This window comes from Streptomyces marincola (assembly GCF_020410765.1).
Taxonomy (GTDB): Bacteria; Actinomycetota; Actinomycetes; order Streptomycetales; family Streptomycetaceae; genus Streptomyces; species Streptomyces marincola.
Genome location: NZ_CP084541.1, coordinates 1,503,664 through 1,521,707, shown reverse-complemented (window position 1 = coordinate 1,521,707; position 18,044 = coordinate 1,503,664). Strand labels below are relative to the sequence as shown.

The following is an 18,044-nucleotide window of genomic DNA, read 5'->3' as shown; positions in this document are numbered from 1 at the left end:
GTCGCGCTCCTGAGAGCGCTTTGACCTGGGCTTGGTGGGGGCGGAGCCTTCGGCAGTCGTGTTGATCACTGACTGTCCGGAAACCCGGGGTGCCAGTCGGGTTTCTGACGGGTGAGCAGGCCGCGAAGCTCGCCAGGATCGAACGGCACTGGGAGGACATCCCTCGGACCATCGGCTCCATCCACACCGGAGCCGTGCGGGCGTACGACGTGATCCGGATGCTGTTCCGCGACGGCCGCCCCACCCCGCTCGGCGACGCCACCGCCCACTACGGGCGGATCGTCGAAACCCCGCACATCCTGCGCCTGGCCGACGAGCCCTGCTACCGCAGGCAGATCAAGAGCCGGGCGAACCTCCAGGAGGGCCGCCACTGCCTCGCCCGGAAGATCTTCCACGGTCGCTCAGGGCAGCTCCACAGCGCTACCAGGACGGCATGGAGGACCCAATCGGCGCCCTGGGCCCGGTCCTCCATGCCCCCGTGCTGTTCCACACCAGGTACATGGCCGCCGCCGTGCACCGGCTGCGCGCGGACGGCTTCGACGTCCGCGACGAGGACGTCGCCCGCCTCTCCCCGAGCGTCGTCTGCTCGACCGGGAACTTCCTGCTGACCCTCGCCCCGGGGGGACTGGCAGTCGTCACGCCCGCCGGGGCATGACGGCTTCGCGGACCTCTTCGCCCACCTTCCGGTGGGCCCCGATTCGGTCTGTGTCCTGTATCACATCCAGCCCATGTCACGTTCAGGCCGCCTGCTCCCATCTGGTGGGCGTCAGCAAGCGAGCCGAGGAGGACGGAACGATGAGCGCACAGCAGGAGACCGGCACGGCGACCGCGCACCGCGTGGTGATCCTGGGGGCGGGATACGCGGGCATGGCCGCGGCCATCCAGCTCGCGGCCCGGGTGAAGCGGCGCGAGGACGTGCAGGTGACCCTGGTGAACGCGCAGGAGCGGTTCACCGAGCGTATGCGCCTGCACATGACGGCGACCGGGCAGCAGCTCGCCGAGCTGAGCATCCCCCAGCTGCTGGAGGGTACGGGCGCGCAGTTCGTGCGCGGCTGGGTGACGGCGGTGGACGCGGACGCGAAGACCGTGCGGATCGACGACGACCGGGTGCTGCCCTACGACACGCTGGTGTACGGGCTGGGCGGCGTCGCCGACACCTCGGCGGTGCCGGGGGCCGAGGACCACGCGTACACCCTGAGCAGCGCCCAGGACGCCGAGCTGGTGGCCGACCGGCTGGCGCGGCTCGGCAGCGGCACGGTGGTGGTCGCGGGCAGCGGGCTGACCGGCATCGAGTCGGCCGCGGAGATCGCCGAGAGGCACCCGGAGTTGAACGTGGTGCTGCTGGGCAGACAGGAGCCCGGTGTGGGCATGGCCCCGAAGGCCAAGGCGTATCTGCGCGCCGCGCTCGACCGGCTGGGCGTCCAGGTACGCGCCGGCGTCGAGGTGGTGAAGGTGCTGCCCGACGCGGTGGAACTGGCGGGCGGGGAGAGCATCGCGGCCGACGCGGTCCTGTGGACGAGCGGCACGCGGGTGTCGCCGCTGGCGGCCGCCGCCGGGCTGGCTGTCGACGGGCACGGACGCATCGTCACCGACGCCGCGCTGCGGTCGGTGTCCCACCCCGAGGTGTACGCGATCGGCGACGCGGCCGCGATCCGCCAGGGCTACGGCGTCATGCACGGCACCTGCCAGGGCGGCATGCCGACCGGGGTGCACGCCGCGCTGTCGATCGACCGGGTGCTCAGGGGCAGGCGGCCCAAGGCGTTCCGCTTCGGCTACTACCACACGCCGGTGAGCCTGGGACGCGGTGACGCCATGGTGCAGTTCACACGGCCCGATGACAGCCCGCGCCGGGTCTGCCTGACCGGCCGCATGGCCGTCCGGTACAAGGAGACGGTGACCGCCTCGCCCTGGCCGACCTACGGCCGTATGAAGAAGATGCCCGCCTCGGGCGCGTTCTGGCCCCGCGGGGGCCGTTTCACCCGCATCCGGAGGGCCAAGTGACCGACCTGCCCGCCCACCCCGACCTCGACCCCGACCAGGAAGTCTTCCACGAGCACCGGCGGCTGCTGTTCTCCGTGGCCTACCGCATCCTCGGCAGCGCGGCCGATGCCGAGGACGCGGTCCAGGACGTCTGGATCAAGTGGTCTGCCGCGGACCGCTCGCAGGTGGCCGACCCCAAGGCGTACCTGACCCGGATCGTCTCGAACCTGGCGCTGGAACGGCTGCGCTCCACCCGGCACAAGCGGGAGACGTACGTGGGGCCGTGGCTGCCGGAGCCCATCCTCACCGGAGGGGATGCCTCCGAGGTCGTCACGGACGCCGAGTCGGTGTCGATGGCCATGCTGGTGGTGCTGGAGACGCTCAGCCCGCTGGAGCGCGCGGTGTTCGTGCTGAAGGAGGTCTTCGACTTCACCTACGCCGAGATCGCCGAGGCGGTGGAGCGTTCCGAGGCCGCGGTGCGGCAGGCCGCGCACCGGGCCCGCGAGCACGTACGGGCCCGGCGGCCGCGCTTCGCCGCCGACCGGTCGCGGCAGCGCGAGGCCACCGAGCGGTTCTTCGCCGCCGCGACCGGCGGTGACGTCAACGCCCTGATGGAACTGCTCTCCCCGGACGTCACCCTGTGGACCGACGGCGGCGGCAAGGTCCGACAGGCTCTGCGCCCGGTCGCGGGCGCGGCCACGGTGGCCGCCTGGTTCGCGGCCATCGGCACCGTCACCTACCAGGGCGTCGAGCCTGCCGACATGCGCGCCGCACTCGTCGAGATCAACGGTGGGCCGGGCATCGTGTTCAGCGGGCCGGGACGCGTGATCGCCACCGTCACCTTCGACTTCGACGCCGACGGTCGTATCACCGCCATCCACAACGTGGCCAACCCGGACAAACTCCAGGCCGTCGCCGACGGCACCGCTCACGACCTCGGAACGCGGTGAGCGTCGTCACCGCATGCCGCCACCGGGCGCGAGCAGGCTGGTGAGTTCGGCGATTGCCTCGGGAGGCGGCTGAAGCAGCGGCGGATGTTCTCCGGCCCGGCCAAGTCGAAGTTCTCGATATTCGGCCCGAGGATTTCCTCGGCCCGGGCGGCCGTCTCGTAGAGCATCCGTCAGCCGCCCACAAGGGCCGACGAACCCCCAGCACCGGTTTTCGTTCCGATGTTCCTCAACCCCCGTGGCCGCCCCGGCGGGCTCAGTGGCGGCGCGTCCACGCCCACTGGGTGACGGTCCGCGCCGGGGTCCAGCCCGTGAACGCGCCCAGCGGCGCGGCGCTCTCCGCCGTCAGGCGGGACAACTCGCCGCCGTGCGCCAGGTAGGCGTCGGCGAGCGCCCGTTCGGTCTCCAGCGTCACGCCGTGCACCACCAGGCGCCCGCCGGGGCGCAGCGCGGCCAGGCACGCGTCCAGCACGCCCGCCCGGCTCGCCCCGCCCCCCACGAAGATCGCGTCCGGCGCGGGCAGGCCCGCGAGCGCCTCGGGCGCCGTGCCCTCGACCACGGCGAGCGCGGGAACGCCCAGCCGCCGCGCGTTGCGCCGGACGCGCGCCGCCCGCTCTGGCCTGGCCTCGACCGCGCTCGCCCGGCAGGCCGGGTGGGTCCGCAGCCACTCGATGCCGACGGAACCGGCCCCCGCGCCCACGTCCCACAGGTGCGCGCCCGGCGCGGGCGCGAGCCGCGCGAGCGCCGCCGCGCGCAGGTCGCGCCGGGTGAGCTGGCCGTCGTGCTCGTACGCGTCGTCCGGCAGCCCGGTGGCCCAGCTGACGCCGGGACCGCGCAGGTCGAGGGCGAGCACGTGCAGCGCGGGTACCTCGGGCGGCGGGGCGGCGAGCCAGTCGGCGGCCGTCGCCGCCCTGCGCGACTCCGTGTCCGCGCCGAGGTCGCCGAGGAGCGTCATCGTGCTCGCGCCGTACCCGGCGCCGGCCAGGAGGCCCGCGACCGCGGCGGGGCCGTTCCGGTCGGGGGAGAGGACCAGGAGGCGGTGGCCGGGGGCGAGCGCGCGCAGCAGCAGGTGCGGGTCGCGGCCGACCAGCGTCAGCACGTCCGCGCTCTCGGCCGGCCAGCCCATGCGGGCCCGTGCCAGGGCCACGGAGGAGACCGCCGGCTCGATCGAGACCGCGTCCGCGCCGAGCAGGTCGACGAGCGTCGAGCCGACGCCCGACACCAGCGGGTCGCCCGAGGCCAGGGCGACGACGGGCCCGGCCCCGAGCGCGTCGAGCAGGGCGGGAAGCCCCTCGCGCAGCGGCGTGGGCCACGTCTCGCGCCGCTGCCCGGGAACGGGCGGCACCAGGCCCAGGTGCCTGCGACCGCCCAGGAGGACGCGGGCGTCCCGCACGGCGGCCCGCAGCCGCGGCGGCAGCCCGTTCCAGCCGTCCGCGCCGATGCCGACGACCGTGATGCGCGGCCGGTCCTCCGGGTCCGCGGGCACTCCCCTGGCGTCCGTCATGGGGCGAGAGGCTATCGTGAACGCCGAAAGGCACGAGGTGCCCCAGTGGTCCAGCCGTCGGAAACGGCGGGGCAGGCCGGTGGGGAGAATCTGGGAAGCCGGTGAGATTCCGGCACAGGCCCGCTGCGGTGAACCAGGCCCGCTCACGTCGAGCAGGGACCCGGCAAGTCCGAAGACCGGCCTCGCGCCGACCACTTGAGGATGGCGAAGCGAGCGGGAGCCTCACATGCCGACGCAGTACCCCTTTTCCGCGGTTCTCGGCTGCGACGCCGGGCACCCCGGCGGACTCGACGACATGGGTCTGGCGCTGATCCTCACCACCGTCTCCCCGGACATCGGCGGCGTGCTCATCCGGGGCGAGAAGGGCACCGCCAAGTCGACCGCGGTGCGCGCGCTCGCGGCCGTGCTGCCGCCCATCGACGTCGTGGCGGGGGACCGCTTCTCCAGCGACCCGCACGACCCGGGCGCCGCCTCGCCCGACGGCCCGTTCCCCGCGGACGCCGCCACCGAGACGCGGCCCGTGCGGCTCGTCGAACTGCCGGTGGGCGCCACCGAGGACCGCGTCCTCGGCTCGCTCCACCTGGAGCGCGCGCTGGCCCAGGGCAAGGTCGAGTTCGAGCCCGGCCTGCTCGCCCGCGCCCACCGGGGCATCCTGTACGCGGACGAGGTCAACCTGCTGCACGACCACCTCGTCGACCTGCTGCTCGACGCCGCCGCGATGGGCCGCGCCACGGTCGAACGGGACGGCGTCTCCGTCGAGCACGCCGCCCGGTTCGTGCTCATCGGCACGATGAACCCGGAGGAGGGCGAGCTGCGACCGCAGTTGCTCGACCGGTTCGGGCTGACCGTCGAGGTGGCGGCGCCCAGGGAGCCGCGGCTGCGCGCCGAGGTGGTCAGGCGGCGGATCGCCCACGACACCGACCCCGGCGCGTTCGCCGCGCGCTACCGGGCGGCCGACGCCGCGCTCACGGAACGGATCGAGGCGGCGCGCGCGCACGTCGGGAACGTGCGCCTTGGCGACGCGGCGCTGCTGAAGATAGCCGAGGTGTGCGCCGCCTTCGACGTGGACGGGCTGCGCGCCGACATCGTCACCGCCAGGACCGCCGTCGCCCACGCCGCGTGGGAGGGCAGGGACGAGGTGACCCGCGCCGACATCCGCAGGGCCGCGGTCCTCGCGCTGCCGCACCGGCGGCGGCGCAAGCCGTTCGACGCCCCGGGGCTCGACGAGGACCTGCTGGACGAACTGCTCGGCGACGCCGACCCGCCGCCACCGCCACCGGGCGGCCCCGCGCCTGGCGACGACCCCGAGCCCCCGGGGCCGGGGGACGGCCGGGACGCGCCCGGCGAGCCCGCCCCGGCGGACCGGGGCGACGGCGCGGGCGAGGGCGACGGGCCGGGCGGGGGCGCCGCGCACCACGACGCGGAAGGGAACGCGCCGGGCGCCCCCGCGGCCACGCCGCCGCAAGGCCAGGACGAGAGCGGGTCGACGACCGTGCGGGCCGCGACGCCCTACCGGCCCCGGCTGCTGACCGTGCGCGGCCTCGGCGACGGCGCCGCCGGGCGGCGCAGCCGGGCGCGCGCCGAGACCGGCACCCGGGTCGGCGCGCGCCGCGCCGACGGAACGCCGGGATCCCTGCACCTCGTCGAGACGCTGCGCGCCGCCGCCGGCGCCCAGCCCGCGCGCGGGCCGGCCGGCGGGCGGCCCAGGCTGCGCGCCGAGGACCTGCGCCACGCCGTGCGCGAGGGCCGCGAGGCCAACCTGGTGCTGTTCTGCGTCGACGCGTCCGGCTCCATGGCCGCGCGCAAGCGCATGACCCAGGTCAAGACCGCGATCCTCTCGCTCCTCCTCGACGCCTACCGGCGCCGGGACAAGGTCGGCCTCGTGACGTTCCGCGGCCCGCGGGCCGACCTCGTCCTGCCGCCGACCCACTCGGTGGAGATCGCCGCCCTCCGCCTCGACGAACTGCCGGCCGGGGGCCGCACGCCGCTGGCCGAGGGCCTGCTCGAATCCGACCGGGTCCTGCGGCGGGAACGGCTGCGCGATCCGCGCCTGCGCCCCCTGCTCGTCGTCGTCACCGACGGCCGGGCCACGGGCGGCCCCGACGCGCTCGCCCGGTCGCGCCTGGCGGCGGAGCACGTCGCCGCCTCCGGCGTCACCTCCGTGGTCGTCGACAGCGAGACCGGCCCGCTGCGGCTCGGCCTCGCCGCCGACCTCGCGCGCCGGCTCGGCGCCGAGCACCTGCCCGTCGCCGAGGTCGGCGCGGACGTGCTCGCCGGGACCGTCCGCGACCGCACCGGCGGCCTGAGGGGGGCGGCCTGATGCCCGAGGGCAGGCCGGTGAACGTCCCCGACGACGGACTGACCACGCGGCAGCGGCGCCAACGCCCCCTCGTCGTCGTGCACACGGGCGACGGCAAGGGCAAGTCGACCGCCGCGTTCGGCCTGGCGCTGCGCGGCTGGAACCAGGGCTGGCGCATCGGAGTGTTCCAGTTCGTCAAGTCCGCGAAGTGGCGCGTCGGTGAGCAGACCGTGCTCGAACGGCTCGGCCGGCTGCACGAGGAGACGGGCGAGGGCGGGCCCGTCGAGTGGCACAAGATGGGCTCCGGCTGGTCCTGGGCCCGCAAGCGGGGCGACGCCGAGGACCACGCCGCTGCCGCCGCCGAGGGCTGGGCGGAGATCAAGCGCCGCCTGGCCGAGGAGACCCACGACCTGCTCGTGCTCGACGAGTTCACCTACCCGATGGCCTGGGGCTGGGTCGACGCGGAGGACGTCGTGCGCACCCTGGCCGCGCGGCCGGGGCACCAGCACGTCGTCATCACCGGGCGCGGGGCCGACCCGCGGCTGGTCGCCGCCGCCGACCTGGTCACCGACATGACCAAGGTCAGGCATCCCATGGACGCGGGGCAGAAGGGGCAGCGGGGCATTGAGTGGTGAGCCCGGGGCCCGGCGGCTGCCGCGCCTGATGGTCTCGGCCCCCGCCTCCGGGCAGGGCAAGACCACCGTCGCCACCGGCCTGATGGCCGCCCTGCGCGCGGCCGGGCACGAGGTCAGCGGCCACAAGGTGGGCCCCGACTACATCGACCCCGGCTACCACGCGCTGGCCACCGGCCGGCCGGGCCGCAACCTCGACCCGCACCTCGTCGGAGCGGAACGGGTCGTTCCGCTTCTGCTGCACGGCGCGGCGGGCGCCCATGTCGCCGTGGTCGAGGGGGTGATGGGGCTGCACGACGGCCGGCTCGGCACGGACGGCTTCGCGTCCTCCGCCCACGTCGCGGCGCTGACCCGCACCCCGGTGGTGCTCGTCGTCGACATCGCGGGGCAGTCCCGTTCCGCCGCCGCCGTGGCGCTCGGCATGGCCGCCTACGACCCCGGCGTCGACGTGGCCGGCGTCGTGCTGAACCGGGCGGTCTCGGCCCGCAACACCGCCGAGATCCAGCGCGCGCTCGAACGCGCCGGGCTGCCCGTCCTCGGCGTCGTGCCGCGCGAGGACGGGCTGTTCACGCCCTCGCGCCACCTGGGGCTCGTCCCCGCGGCCGAACGCGCGGCCCCCGAGGAGCTGGTCGCGCGCCTCGGCGAGCGGATGGCCCGCCACCTCGACCTCGACGGGCTGCTCGCGGTCGCCCGCGCGGCACCCGGGCTCGGCGCGACGCCCTGGGACCCGGGCCGCGAGGTCGCCGCGCCCGGGGGAGGGCGGCCCGTGGTCGCCGTGGCGGGCGGGCGCGCCTTCACGTTCCGGTACGCCGAGACCGAGGAGCTGCTGACGGCGGCCGGCTGCGCGGTCGTCCCGTTCGACCCGCTCACCGACACCGCGCTGCCCCCGCACACCCGGGGCATCTACCTCGGCGGCGGCTTCCCCGAGGTCTACGCGGCCGACCTCGCCGCCAACCGCGCCCTCCTGCACGACCTGCGCGCCGCCGTGCGCGGCGGCGTCCCCACGGTCGCGGAGTGCGCGGGGCTGCTCTACCTCGCCGCGTCCCTCGACGGCGCCCCCATGGCCGGGGTGCTGCCGACGGAAACGGCCATGACCGACCGCCTCACCCTGCGCTACCCCGTCGCGACGGCCGCCGCGGACAGCCTGCTCACCCGCGCGGGGGAGCAGGTCACCGGGCACGAGTTCCACCGCACGCGGGCCGTGCCCGCGGCCGGCTCCGCTGCGGCCTGGCGGGTCGACGGCGAGGCCACGGGGTTCGCGTCGGCCACGTGCCACGCCTCGTACCTGCACGTCCACTGGGCCGGCCACCCGCGGCTCGCGCAGCGGTTCGCCGACGCCGTCCACGCCGCCTCGCCGCACGCCACGGCCGCCGCGCCGCCCGAGCCGACAGCCGGGAGCACTTCCGCGCGGCCACGCGGCGACGAGCGGGTGCCCGACCCGCTGCGCCACCACGGGGACAGGGAAACGGCCCCCGGGCTGCTCGACTTCGCCGTCAACGTGTACGAGGGCGCGCGGCCCGCGTGGCTGGACCGGGCGCTGCGGCGCAGCCTCGACCGGGTCGCGGAGTACCCGGACCCGGCGCCGGCCAGGGCCGCCATCGCCCGGCACCACGGGCGCGAGGAGCGCGACGTGCTCCCCACGGCGGGCGCCGCCGAGGCGTTCACCCTCGTGGCGCGCCTGCGCGAGTGGCGGCTGCCCGTGGTCGTCCACCCGCAGTTCACCGAGCCGCACGCCGCGCTCGAACAGGCGGGCCACCGCGTCACCGGCGTGCTGTGCCGTCCCGGCGACGGGTTCGCGCTCGACCCGGCGGACGTGCCGGAGGAGGCGGACCTCGTCGTCATCGGCAACCCGACCAATCCGACGGGCGCGCTCCACCCGGCCGGGCTGCTGCGCGGCCTGCGGCGCGCGGGGCGCCTCGTCGTGGTCGACGAGGCGTTCATGGACGCCGTTCCCGGCGAGCCGCAGTCGCTGGTCCGCGAGCGCCTGACCGGGGTCGCGGTGATCCGCAGCCTCACCAAGCACTGGTCCATTCCCGGCGTGCGCGCCGGGTACGTGGTCGCGGACCCCGGGGTGATCCGCGAACTGGCCGCTCTTCAGCCGCCCTGGTCGGTCTCCACGACCGCCGTCGACGCGATGGTCGCCGCCTGCTCGGACGCGGCGGCGGCCGACGCCCGCGACCGGGCCCTGGCCCTCGCCCGGTGGCGCGACCTGCTCGCGGACGGCCTGCGCGACCGGGGCTTCGACGTGGTGGCCTCGTCGGCGCCGTTCGTCCTCGCCCGGCTCGGGGAGGGCACGCGCCCGCTGCTGCGGGAGCGCGGCATCGCCGTGCGCAGGGCCGACACCTTCCCTGGACTCGGCGGGGACTGGGTCCGCGTCGCCGCCCGGCCGCCCGAGCGCACCCGGCGGCTCCTGGCCGCCATCGACTCCCTGAACGGCCGGGCGGGCCAGGACCGTTCACCGCGGGAGCCGCACGCGTGACCCCCGACCCGACCGCCGCGCCGCAGTCCGCCACCGAACGGCTCGCCGCCCGCGCCGCCGGGCTGCTGCTCGGCTTCGCCGCCGACCGGCTGCTGGGCGACCCGCGCCGCCGCCACCCGGTGGCGGGCTTCGGCGCGGCGGCCTCGGCCCTGGAACGGCGCATGTGGGCCGACAGCCGCGCGCGCGGCGCCGCGTACGCCGCCGTGCTCGTCGGGGGAGCGGCACTGGCCGGGCGCGCCGCGGCCCGCGGCAGCGGACGCGGCCCGCTCGCCCACGCGGCGGTCACCGCCGCCGCGACCTGGGTGGTGCTCGGCGGCCGGTCGCTGGAACGGGAGGCGCTCGCCGTGCACGCCCACCTGGTGCGCGGCGACCTGCCCGCCGCGCGGCAGCGGCTCACGCACCTGGTCGGGCGCGACACCACGGGGCTCGACGAGGGCGGCATCGCAAGGGCCGTGGTCGAGTCGGTCGCCGAGAACACCTCGGACGCCGTCGTCGCCCCCCTGGTGTGGGGCGCGTTCGCCGGTGTCCCCGGGCTGCTCGGCCACCGCGCCGCCAACACCCTCGACGCGATGGTGGGGCACAGGAACCCCAGGTACGAGCGGTTCGGCTGGGCCTCGGCCCGGCTCGACGACGCGCTCAACCTGCCGGGTTCGCGGCTCAGCGGCCTGCTCGCGGCGGCTGCGGCCGGGGCGCCCGCCCGCACGCGCCGGGCGCTGGCGACCTGGCGCGCGGACGCCGCCGCCCATCCGAGCCCGAACGCGGGCGTCGTCGAGGCGGCCTTCGCCGGGGCGCTCGGCGTCCGGCTCGGCGGGACCAACCGCTACGGAACGCGCACCGAGCACCGGGCGGTCCTCGGCACCGGGCGCGAGGCGCGGGCGGCGGACATCCCAAGGGCCGTGGCGCTCGCGCGGCGGGTCGACGCGGGCGCGGCCCTGCTGGCGGCCGGCGCCGCCCTGGCCGGGGCGCGGGCCGGGGCCAGGGCGCGGGTCACAGCACGAGCACGCGCCCCGCGATCACCAGGTGGACCTCGTCGCACGCGTCGGCGACGCGCTGGTTGACGGTCCCGAGCAGGTCGCGGAACAGCCGGCCCGAGCGGTGCGAGGGAACGACGCCGAGCCCGACCTCGTTCGTCACCAGCACGATGTCGGTGGCGGCGCGCACCGCCTCGGCCACCTCGTCGACCAGCGCGTGCACGGCCTCGGCGGCGCGTTCGCCCGGCGCGTCCCACAGGCCGCGCCCGTCGATGACGCCGGTGAGCCAGGTGCCGAGGCAGTCGACGAGCACGGGGCCGGGCGCCGCGCGGAGCACGCCCGCGACGTCCCGGGTCTCGTGCGTGCGCCAGCCGGGCGGGCGCCGCGCGCGGTGCGCGGCGACGCGGGCGGCCCAGTCGGGGTCGCGGTCCTCCTCTGCCGTGGGCCCGGGGGCCACGTAGGCCACGTCCGCGCGGCCCGCGAGCAGCGCCTCGGCGTGCCGGGACTTCCCCGACCTGACGCCGCCGGTCACCAGCACCCTCACGGCAGCCCCCGCACCCACGCGACCGCCGCGTCCACGTCGTGGACCGCGGGCACGCCCGGCGGGCCCTGCGGGCGGCGCACGACGACCACCGGAACGCCGAGCCGCGCGGCGGCGGCCATCTTCGGCCACGTGTACGTGCCGCCCGAGTCCTTCGTGACGAGCACGTCCGCTCCGTGCCGGCCCATCAGGTCGAGTTCCCCCTCCAGGCGGTAGGGCCCCCGGCTGGTGACCAGCCGCCACGGCGCGGGCAGCGGCACCTCCGGGCGGTCCACCACGCGGGCGAGCGCGGACCGCTCCGCGAGCGCGGGCACGAAGCGGGCCAGCTCCTGGCGGCCCACCGTCAGGAACGGGCGCGCGCCGAGCGCCGCGGCCAGACCGGCCGCCTGCTCGTGCGTGTCGACATACCGCCATTGCGGCGCGGGCTCCCACGCGGGCCGCTCAAGCCGCAGCAGGGGCAGGTCGGTGCAGGCCGCCGCCGCGTTGGCGGTCATGCCCACGGCGAACGGGTGGGTGGCGTCCACCACCGCGTCGTACGCGGCGAGCGCGGCCCGCAGCCCCGCCACCCCGCCGAAGCCGCCGATCCGCACCTTTCCGACGGGCAGCCGCGGCCGTGCCACCCGGCCGGCCAGGGAGGTCGTGACGTCGACGCCCTCATCGACGAGGCGGGCCGCGAGCGCGCGGGCCTCCGCCGTGCCGCCGAGCAGCAGCAGCCTCACCCGGCACCTCCGGGCGCCAGGACCGGCAGCCCAGCGGGCGCGCCCCGCCGGGCCAGCGACAGCAGCGCGCCGACGTCGAGATGCTCCTCGACCAAGTCCGCGATCAGCTCGATCCTGCGCTCGCGCGCCGCGCCGAAACCCACCCCGGACGGCGCGCGGCCCAGCGTTTCGGCCAGGAACGCCGCACGCAGCTCGTCGCCCTCAAGCGCGCCGTGCCACAGCGTGCCGAACACGTTGCCCGCCCGCACCCCGCCGAGGAACTCCTCGCCGCCGCCCCCGCGCGTGACCCGGCCGTGGTGGATCTCGTAGCCGGAGGCGGGCGCGCCGAGCGCCGTCCCGGCCGGCAGCCGCAGCGTCTTGGCCGCCGCGAACTCGGTGCGCGCGTCGAGCAGTCCGAGCCCCGCCACGTCGGCGCCCGCCGGCCCCTCGACGCCGTGCGGGTCGGTGACGCGCCGCCCGAGCATCTGGAACCCGCCGCAGATGCCGAGCAGCGGCTTGCCCCTGCGGGCGTGCTCGACGACGGCGCGGTCGAGCCCGCGGGCCCGCAGCCAGGCCAGGTCGGCCAGGGTGGCGCGGGTGCCGGGCAGCACCAGCAGGTCGGCGTCCGCGAGGTCGCGCGGCCGCGAGGCGAACACGACGTCGAGGCCGGGTTCGAGGCCGAGCGCGTCCACGTCCGTGAAGTTGCTGATCCTGGGCAGCCGCACCACCACGACGCGCCGCGCGCCCTCATCGGCGGAACGCCTGCCGCTCAGGTCCAGGGCGTCCTCCGAGTCCAGCCACAGGCCGGGGGCCCACGGCAGGACGCCGAACACCCGCCGCCCGGTGAGGCGTTCCAGCGCGTCGAGCCCCGGCCCGAGCAGGCCGCGGTCGCCCCTGAACCTGTTCACCACGAACCCCGCCACCAGCGCCTGGTCGGCCGCCCCGAGCAGCCCCACCGTCCCGTACAGGGCGGCGAACACCCCGCCCCTGTCGATGTCCCCGACGACGACGGCCGGCAGCGCGGCGTGCCGGGCGAGCCCCATGTTCACGTAGTCGCTCGCCCGCAGGTTGATCTCGGCAGGCGAGCCCGCGCCCTCGGCGACCACGACCTCGTGCCGCCCGGCCAGGTCGTCGAACGCGCGGTGCGCCGCCTCGGCGAGGTGCCGGCGCCCCGTCGCGAAGTCCGCGGCGGCGACCTCACCCGCCGGGTGCCCCATCAGCACGACGTGGCTGCGCCGGTCACCGCCCGGCTTGAGCAGCACCGGGTTCATCGCGGGCTCGGGCGCCACGCGCGCCGCGAGCGCCTGCACCCACTGGGCGCGGCCGATCTCGGCGGGCCGCCCGTCGGGGCCGTGGCAGACCATCGAGTTGTTGGACATGTTCTGCGCCTTGAACGGGGCCACCGCGACGCCCCGGCGCGCGAACGCCCGGCACAGGCCGGTCGTCACCACGCTCTTGCCCGCGTCCGAGGTGGCGCCGGCGACCAGGAGCCCGGCCATCAGCGCTCCCGGCGCAGCAGGCAGATGTCCATGACCCAGCCCGCCGCGGCCCTGGCCCGCTCCCGTGCCGCGCCGAGCCCCGGCAGCACGTCTCCGACGCGGCCGTGCGCCAGTTCCTCGCCCGCGGCGCCGAGGTTGGCGCCCCACCAGATCGTCCAGTCCGCGAGGCCGGACAGGTCTGGCTCGCCGCCGAGGAGGACGACGATGGTGTCCTGGCCGGCCGCGACCGCCTCGGGCAGCCGCCTGGCCGTGGTGATGTGCACGGGCCTGCCGACCTCGTGCAGCACGATCCGGTGCCTGGCGGCGAGCAGTTGGGGCGCGCTGATACCGGGCAGCACGTCCCAGTCGGCGCCCAGGCGGCCGGCGACCCGCCGCACGACGCGGATCGTGGAGTCGTACAGCGACGGGTCGCCCCACACCAGGAACGCCGCGGTGCCGCCGCGGCGCGCCAGCACCCGCTCGTACGCGGCGGCCCGTTCCTCGTGCCAGGCGGCGACCGCGGCCGGGTAGTCGGCCGGGTCGTCGCGGTCGCGCGGCGGGTCGGGCACGACGGCGAGTTCGACCCCGTGCCGTTCGCAGATCGCGCGCCTGACATCGAGCAGCGGGTCGTGCTCGGCCTTCCGGGCGGCCAGCACGTAGTCGGCGCCGCGCAGCGCCTCGGCGGCCTCGGGCGTCACGTGCTGCGGGCCCATGCCGACGCCGAGGACCCTGATCCTCACTGCTCGTCCTCCAGGTCGCCCTCGACCTCCAGGTAGACCTCCCGCAACGCGGCCAGCAGCTCGGGGTCCGGGTGCGCCCACAGGCCGCGCTCGGCCGCCTCGTGCAGCCGTTCGACGATGCCGCGCAGCGCCCAGGGGTTGGACGTGCGCAGGAACCGCTGGGTCGTCTCGTCGAGCACGTACTCCCTGGCCAGCGACTCGTACATGCCGTCGTGCACGACGCCCGCGGTGGCGTCGAACCCGTACAGGTAGTCGACCGTGGCCGCCAGTTCGAAGGCGCCCTTGTAGCCGTGCCGCCGCATGGCAGCGATCCAGCGCGGGTTGACCACGCGGGCGCGGAACACCCGGGAGGTCTCCTCGGCCAGCGTGCGGGTGCGCACCGCGTCCGGCGAAGTCGAGTCGCCGACGTACGCCTTGGGGTCGCTGCCGGTCAGGGCGCGGACGGTCGCGATCATGCCGCCGTGGTACTGGAAGTAGTCGTCGGAGTCCGCGATGTCGTGCTCGCGGCTGTCGACGTTCTTGGCGGCGACCTTGATGCGCCGGTAGTTGGCCCGCATGTCGTCGGCGGCGGGGACGCCGTCGAGGCCGCGCCCGTAGGCGAAGCCGCCCCACGCCGTGTAGACCTCGGCCAGGTCGTTGTCGTCGCGCCACGACCCCGACTCGATCGCCTGGAGGATGCCCGCCCCGTAGGCGCCGGGCCGGGAGCCGAACACCCGGGTGGTCGCGCGGCGTTCGTCGCCGTGCTCGGCGAGGTCGGCGCGGGTGTGGGCCCGCACGAAGTTCTGCTCGTCCGGCTCGTCCAGCGCCGCGACCAGGCGGACGGCGTCGTCGAGCAGCGCGACGACGTGCGGGAACGCGTCGCGGAAGAACCCCGAGATGCGCACGGTCACGTCGATGCGGGGCCGGCCCAGCTCGTCCGGGGGGACGACGGCGAGCCTGCTGACCCGGCGCGACTCGGCGTCCCACTCGGGGCGCACGCCGAGCAGCGCGAGCACTTCGGCGATGTCGTCCCCCGAGGTGCGCATCGCGGAGGTGCCCCACACGGACAGGCCCACGGACTCCGGGTAGCGGCCGGTCTCCTCCAGGTAGCGCGCGACCAGCGAGTCCGCCATGGCCTGCCCTGCCTGCCACGCGAGCCGCGAGGGAACGGCGCGCGGGTCGACGGTGTAGAAGTTCCGGCCGGTCGGCAGCACGTTGACCAGGCCGCGCAGCGGGGAGCCCGAGGGCCCGGCGGGCACGAACCCGCCGTCCAGCGCGTGCCGGACGGCGGCCAGTTCGTCGGTCGTGCGGGCCAGCCTCGGCACGACCTCGGCCGCCGCGAACTCCAGCACCCGCCGCACCTCGGGCGCGTCGTGCAGCCCGGCCGCGGCCGAGGGCTCCCAGCCGGCCGCCTCCATGGCCTCGACCAGCTCGCGGGCCCGTGCCTCGAACGCGTCGACCTCCGCCGTGCCGGCCGACGCCGCGTCCTTCAGGCCGAGCGCGGCCCGCAAGCCGGGAACGGCGCCGTCCGCGCCGCCCCACACCTGGGTGGCGCGCAGGATCGCGAGCACCAGGTTGACGCGGGCCTCGCCGGTAGGGGCCTCGCCCAGCACGTGAAGACCGTCCCGGATCTGGGCGTCCTTCACCTCGCACAGCCAGCCGTCGACGTGCAGCAGGAAGTCGTCGAACTCCTCGTCCCCCGGGCGCTCCTCAAGCCCCAGGTCGCGGTGCAGCTGGGCGGCCTGCATCAGCGTCCAGATCTCGCCCCTGACGGCCGGCAGCTTCGCCGGGTCCATCGCCGCGATGTTGGCGTGCTCGTCGAGCAGCTGCTCAAGCCGGGCGATGTCGCCGTAGCTCTCCGCCCGGGCCATCGGCGGCACGAGGTGGTCGACGATCGTGGCGTGCGCGCGGCGCTTGGCCTGCGCGCCCTCGCCCGGGTCGTTGACCAGGAACGGGTAGACCAGCGGCAGGCTGCCGAGCGCCGCGTCCGTCGCGCAGGCCGCGGAGAGCGCCGCGTTCTTGCCCGGCAGCCATTCGAGGGAGCCGTGCTTGCCCAGGTGGACGATGGCGTGGGCGCCGAAGCCGTGCTCGATCCAGCGGTAGGCGCCGAGGTAGTGGTGGCTGGGCGGCAGGTCAGGGTCGTGGTAGATCGCGATCGGGTTCTCGCCGAAGCCGCGCGGCGGCTGGATCAGCAGCACGACGTTGCCGGCGGACAGGGTGGCGAGCACCAGCTCACCTGCGTCGTTGACGAACAGGCTGCCGGGCGCGGGGCCCCACTTCTCCGCCATCGCGTCGCGCAGCTCCGCCGGCAGGTCGGCGGTCCACGCCGCGTACTGCTCCGCGCCGATCCGGACGTGCGCGTCGGTCAGCTGCGCGGACGTCAGCCACTCCTCGTCCTGGCCGCCCGCCGCGATGAGGGCGTGGATGAGCGCGTCGCCCGCCTCGGTGTCGCCGTGCCCGGCGTCCAGGACGCGCACGACGGCGTTGTCCTCGCCGAGGTCGTAGCCGTCCTCCCGCAGCCGGCGCAGCAGCCGGACCGCCGACACCGGGGTGTCGAGGCCGACGGCGTTGCCGATGCGCGCGTGCTTGGTCGGGTACGCCGAGAGCACGATGGCGAGCCGCTTGTCCCGGTTGGGCACCGACCGCAGGCGGGCGTGGTTGACGGCGATGCGCGCGACCCGGGCGCAGCGCTCGGGGTCGGCCACGTAGTGCGGCAGCCCGTCGGCGTCGAACTCCTTGAACGAGAACGGCGCGGTGATGATCCGGCCGTCGAACTCCGGGATCGCGATCTGGCTGGCCGAGTCAAGCGGCGTCACCCCGTCGTCCGACGCCTCCCACTCGGCGCGGCTCGACGTCAGGCACAGCCCCTGGAGCACGGGGATGTCGAGCGCCGCCATCCGCCGCACGTCCCACGCCTCGTCGTCCCCGCCCGCGCTCACGCCCGCGGGCACGGTGCCGCCGGCCGCGAGGACCGTGACGATCAGCGCGTCGAGGGTGCCGAGCGCGGCGTACAGCTCCTCGGGCGCCGAACGCAAGCTCCCCGCGAACACGGGCACCCCGACGGCCAGGCCGGTCGCGTCGATCGCGTCGGCGAGCGCGTGCGCGAACGCCGTGTTGCCGCTGGCCTCGTGGGCGCGGTAGTACAGCACCCCGACCCGGGGCAGAGCGCCTTCGGGCGCCTGCGGCCTGGCGGCCAGCCCCCACTCGGGGATCGCCGCCGGCGGCTCGAAGCCCTCGCCGGTCAGCAGCACCGTGTCGGAGAGGAACGCGTGCAGTTCCGCCAGGTTGGCCGGGCCGCCCTCCGCCAGGTACCTGTGGGCCTCGGCCGCGACGCCCGTCGGCACCGTCGAGCGCTCCATCAGCTCGGCGTTCGGCTGCTGCTCCCCGCCCAGGACGACCAGCGGCGTGCCCCGGCCGCGGACGGCCCCGAGCCCGTGCCACAGGTCGTCGGGCGAGCCGAGGAGGCGGACGAGGACGAGGTCCGCGCCGTCGACGGTCGCGGTCAGTTCGGCGTCGCCGGCGCGCGCCGGGTTGGCCCACCGCCAGGCCGCGCCACTGGCCCGGGCGGAGAGGAGATCGGTGTCGGACGTGGACAGCAGCGCTATGCGCTTGGCGGGCTCGGCCATCGCCAAGTTCCTCCTCCGGGGTTCTCGCCCCGTGTGACGGTCGGACGGGCCCGCGGCCAGTGTCTGGCTGAGCCGTCGGCCGGCGACGGCGTCACAGTGGCGGAACCGCCCCGGAATCACACCGGGTTCCTGTCACCGCGGGCGCCGGTCAGCCTACGCGACTTCCCCGC

General features: G+C 76.3%; 12 protein-coding genes, 1 pseudogene and 2 riboswitches. Of the genes and pseudogenes, 7 read left to right on the top strand and 6 right to left on the bottom strand.

Annotated elements, in window-relative coordinates; genetic code table 11:
* Nucleotides 1-89 precede the first annotated feature (89 nt).
* From LC193_RS29170 to LC193_RS06425, 3 genes and pseudogenes are all read left to right on the top strand, one after another.
* A pseudogene (locus LC193_RS29170) lies at nt 90-655 on the top strand (Tn3 family transposase).
* Nucleotides 656-795: 140 nt separating this feature from the next.
* Complete coding sequence (locus LC193_RS06430) at nt 796-2,001, top strand: NAD(P)/FAD-dependent oxidoreductase (RefSeq protein WP_226072426.1); 1,206 nt, start codon at nt 796-798, stop codon at nt 1,999-2,001.
* Nucleotides 1,998-2,930 carry an RNA polymerase sigma-70 factor gene (locus tag LC193_RS06425; protein ID WP_226072424.1) on the top strand — a complete coding sequence of 311 codons (933 nt, stop codon included), beginning with the start codon at nt 1,998-2,000 and terminating at the stop codon, nt 2,928-2,930. The genes LC193_RS06430 and LC193_RS06425 overlap by 4 nt, the downstream gene beginning before the upstream one ends.
* A 253-nt stretch (nt 2,931-3,183) precedes the next feature.
* On the opposite strand, the gene cbiE is transcribed toward LC193_RS06425, so the two are convergent.
* Complete coding sequence (cbiE, locus tag LC193_RS06420) at nt 3,184-4,431, bottom strand: precorrin-6y C5,15-methyltransferase (decarboxylating) subunit CbiE (protein ID WP_226072421.1); 1,248 nt, start codon at nt 4,429-4,431, stop codon at nt 3,184-3,186.
* 52 nt (nt 4,432-4,483) lie between these two features.
* A riboswitch (cobalamin riboswitch) is annotated at nt 4,484-4,630 on the top strand.
* Nucleotides 4,631-4,657: 27 nt separating this feature from the next.
* Here cbiE and LC193_RS06415 point away from each other — a divergent pair.
* Genes LC193_RS06415 through LC193_RS06395 form a run of 4 tightly spaced genes read left to right on the top strand, consistent with a single transcriptional unit; the run spans nt 4,658 to nt 10,899 of the window.
* Nucleotides 4,658-6,751: a VWA domain-containing protein gene (locus LC193_RS06415; protein WP_226072419.1), complete on the top strand. Its 2,094-nt coding sequence runs from the start codon at nt 4,658-4,660 to the stop codon at nt 6,749-6,751.
* The gene (gene cobO / locus LC193_RS06410; protein WP_226072416.1) at nt 6,751-7,365 is read left to right on the top strand and encodes a cob(I)yrinic acid a,c-diamide adenosyltransferase; all 615 of its coding nucleotides are present in this window, start codon (nt 6,751-6,753) and stop codon (nt 7,363-7,365) included. The genes LC193_RS06415 and cobO overlap by 1 nt, the downstream gene beginning before the upstream one ends.
* Nucleotides 7,355-9,841 carry a cobyrinate a,c-diamide synthase gene (locus tag LC193_RS29060; protein WP_318842131.1) on the top strand — a complete coding sequence of 829 codons (2,487 nt, stop codon included), beginning with the start codon at nt 7,355-7,357 and terminating at the stop codon, nt 9,839-9,841. Before cobO ends, LC193_RS29060 begins: the two co-directional genes overlap by 11 nt.
* A complete protein-coding gene (locus tag LC193_RS06395; protein WP_226072413.1) occupies nt 9,838-10,899 on the top strand; it encodes a cobalamin biosynthesis protein in 1,062 nt (353 codons plus the stop codon). The genes LC193_RS29060 and LC193_RS06395 overlap by 4 nt, the downstream gene beginning before the upstream one ends.
* Here LC193_RS06395 and LC193_RS06390 read toward each other — a convergent pair.
* From LC193_RS06390 to cobN, 5 genes are read right to left on the bottom strand one after another with little or no spacing between them, the layout of a single operon-like run.
* Nucleotides 10,829-11,356, bottom strand: coding sequence for a bifunctional adenosylcobinamide kinase/adenosylcobinamide-phosphate guanylyltransferase (locus LC193_RS06390; RefSeq protein ID WP_226072411.1), 528 nt, complete (start codon nt 11,354-11,356; stop codon nt 10,829-10,831). The genes LC193_RS06395 and LC193_RS06390 overlap by 71 nt on opposite strands.
* The gene (locus tag LC193_RS06385; RefSeq protein WP_226072408.1) at nt 11,353-12,072 is read right to left on the bottom strand and encodes a cobalt-precorrin-6A reductase; all 720 of its coding nucleotides are present in this window, start codon (nt 12,070-12,072) and stop codon (nt 11,353-11,355) included. The genes LC193_RS06390 and LC193_RS06385 overlap by 4 nt, the downstream gene beginning before the upstream one ends.
* Nucleotides 12,069-13,550: a cobyric acid synthase gene (locus LC193_RS06380; protein WP_226072405.1), complete on the bottom strand. Its 1,482-nt coding sequence runs from the start codon at nt 13,548-13,550 to the stop codon at nt 12,069-12,071. The genes LC193_RS06385 and LC193_RS06380 overlap by 4 nt, the downstream gene beginning before the upstream one ends.
* On the bottom strand, nt 13,550-14,269 hold the full coding sequence (gene cobF, locus LC193_RS06375) for a precorrin-6A synthase (deacetylating) (RefSeq protein WP_226072403.1): 720 nt from the start codon (nt 14,267-14,269) through the stop codon (nt 13,550-13,552). Before cobF ends, LC193_RS06380 begins: the two co-directional genes overlap by 1 nt.
* Nucleotides 14,266-17,874, bottom strand: coding sequence for a cobaltochelatase subunit CobN (gene cobN, locus LC193_RS06370; RefSeq protein WP_226072401.1), 3,609 nt, complete (start codon nt 17,872-17,874; stop codon nt 14,266-14,268). The genes cobF and cobN overlap by 4 nt, the downstream gene beginning before the upstream one ends.
* A 49-nt stretch (nt 17,875-17,923) precedes the next feature.
* Nucleotides 17,924-18,016: riboswitch (cobalamin riboswitch) on the bottom strand.
* Nucleotides 18,017-18,044: the final 28 nt, after the last annotated feature.

What these genes read in the sequence shown, in the direction of transcription:
- LC193_RS06415 (WP_226072419.1), top strand. Translation starts at nt 4,658, where the DNA reads ATGCCGACGCAGTACCCCTTTTCCGCGGTTCTCGGCTGCGACGCCGGG.
- LC193_RS06430 (WP_226072426.1), top strand. Translation starts at nt 796, where the DNA reads ATGAGCGCACAGCAGGAGACCGGCACGGCGACCGCGCACCGCGTGGTG.
- LC193_RS06380 (WP_226072405.1), bottom strand. Translation starts at nt 13,550, where the DNA reads ATGGCCGGGCTCCTGGTCGCCGGCGCCACCTCGGACGCGGGCAAGAGC.
- cobN (WP_226072401.1), bottom strand. Translation starts at nt 17,874, where the DNA reads ATGGCCGAGCCCGCCAAGCGCATAGCGCTGCTGTCCACGTCCGACACC.
- cobO (WP_226072416.1), top strand. Translation starts at nt 6,751, where the DNA reads ATGCCCGAGGGCAGGCCGGTGAACGTCCCCGACGACGGACTGACCACG.
- cbiE (WP_226072421.1), bottom strand. Translation starts at nt 4,431, where the DNA reads ATGACGGACGCCAGGGGAGTGCCCGCGGACCCGGAGGACCGGCCGCGC.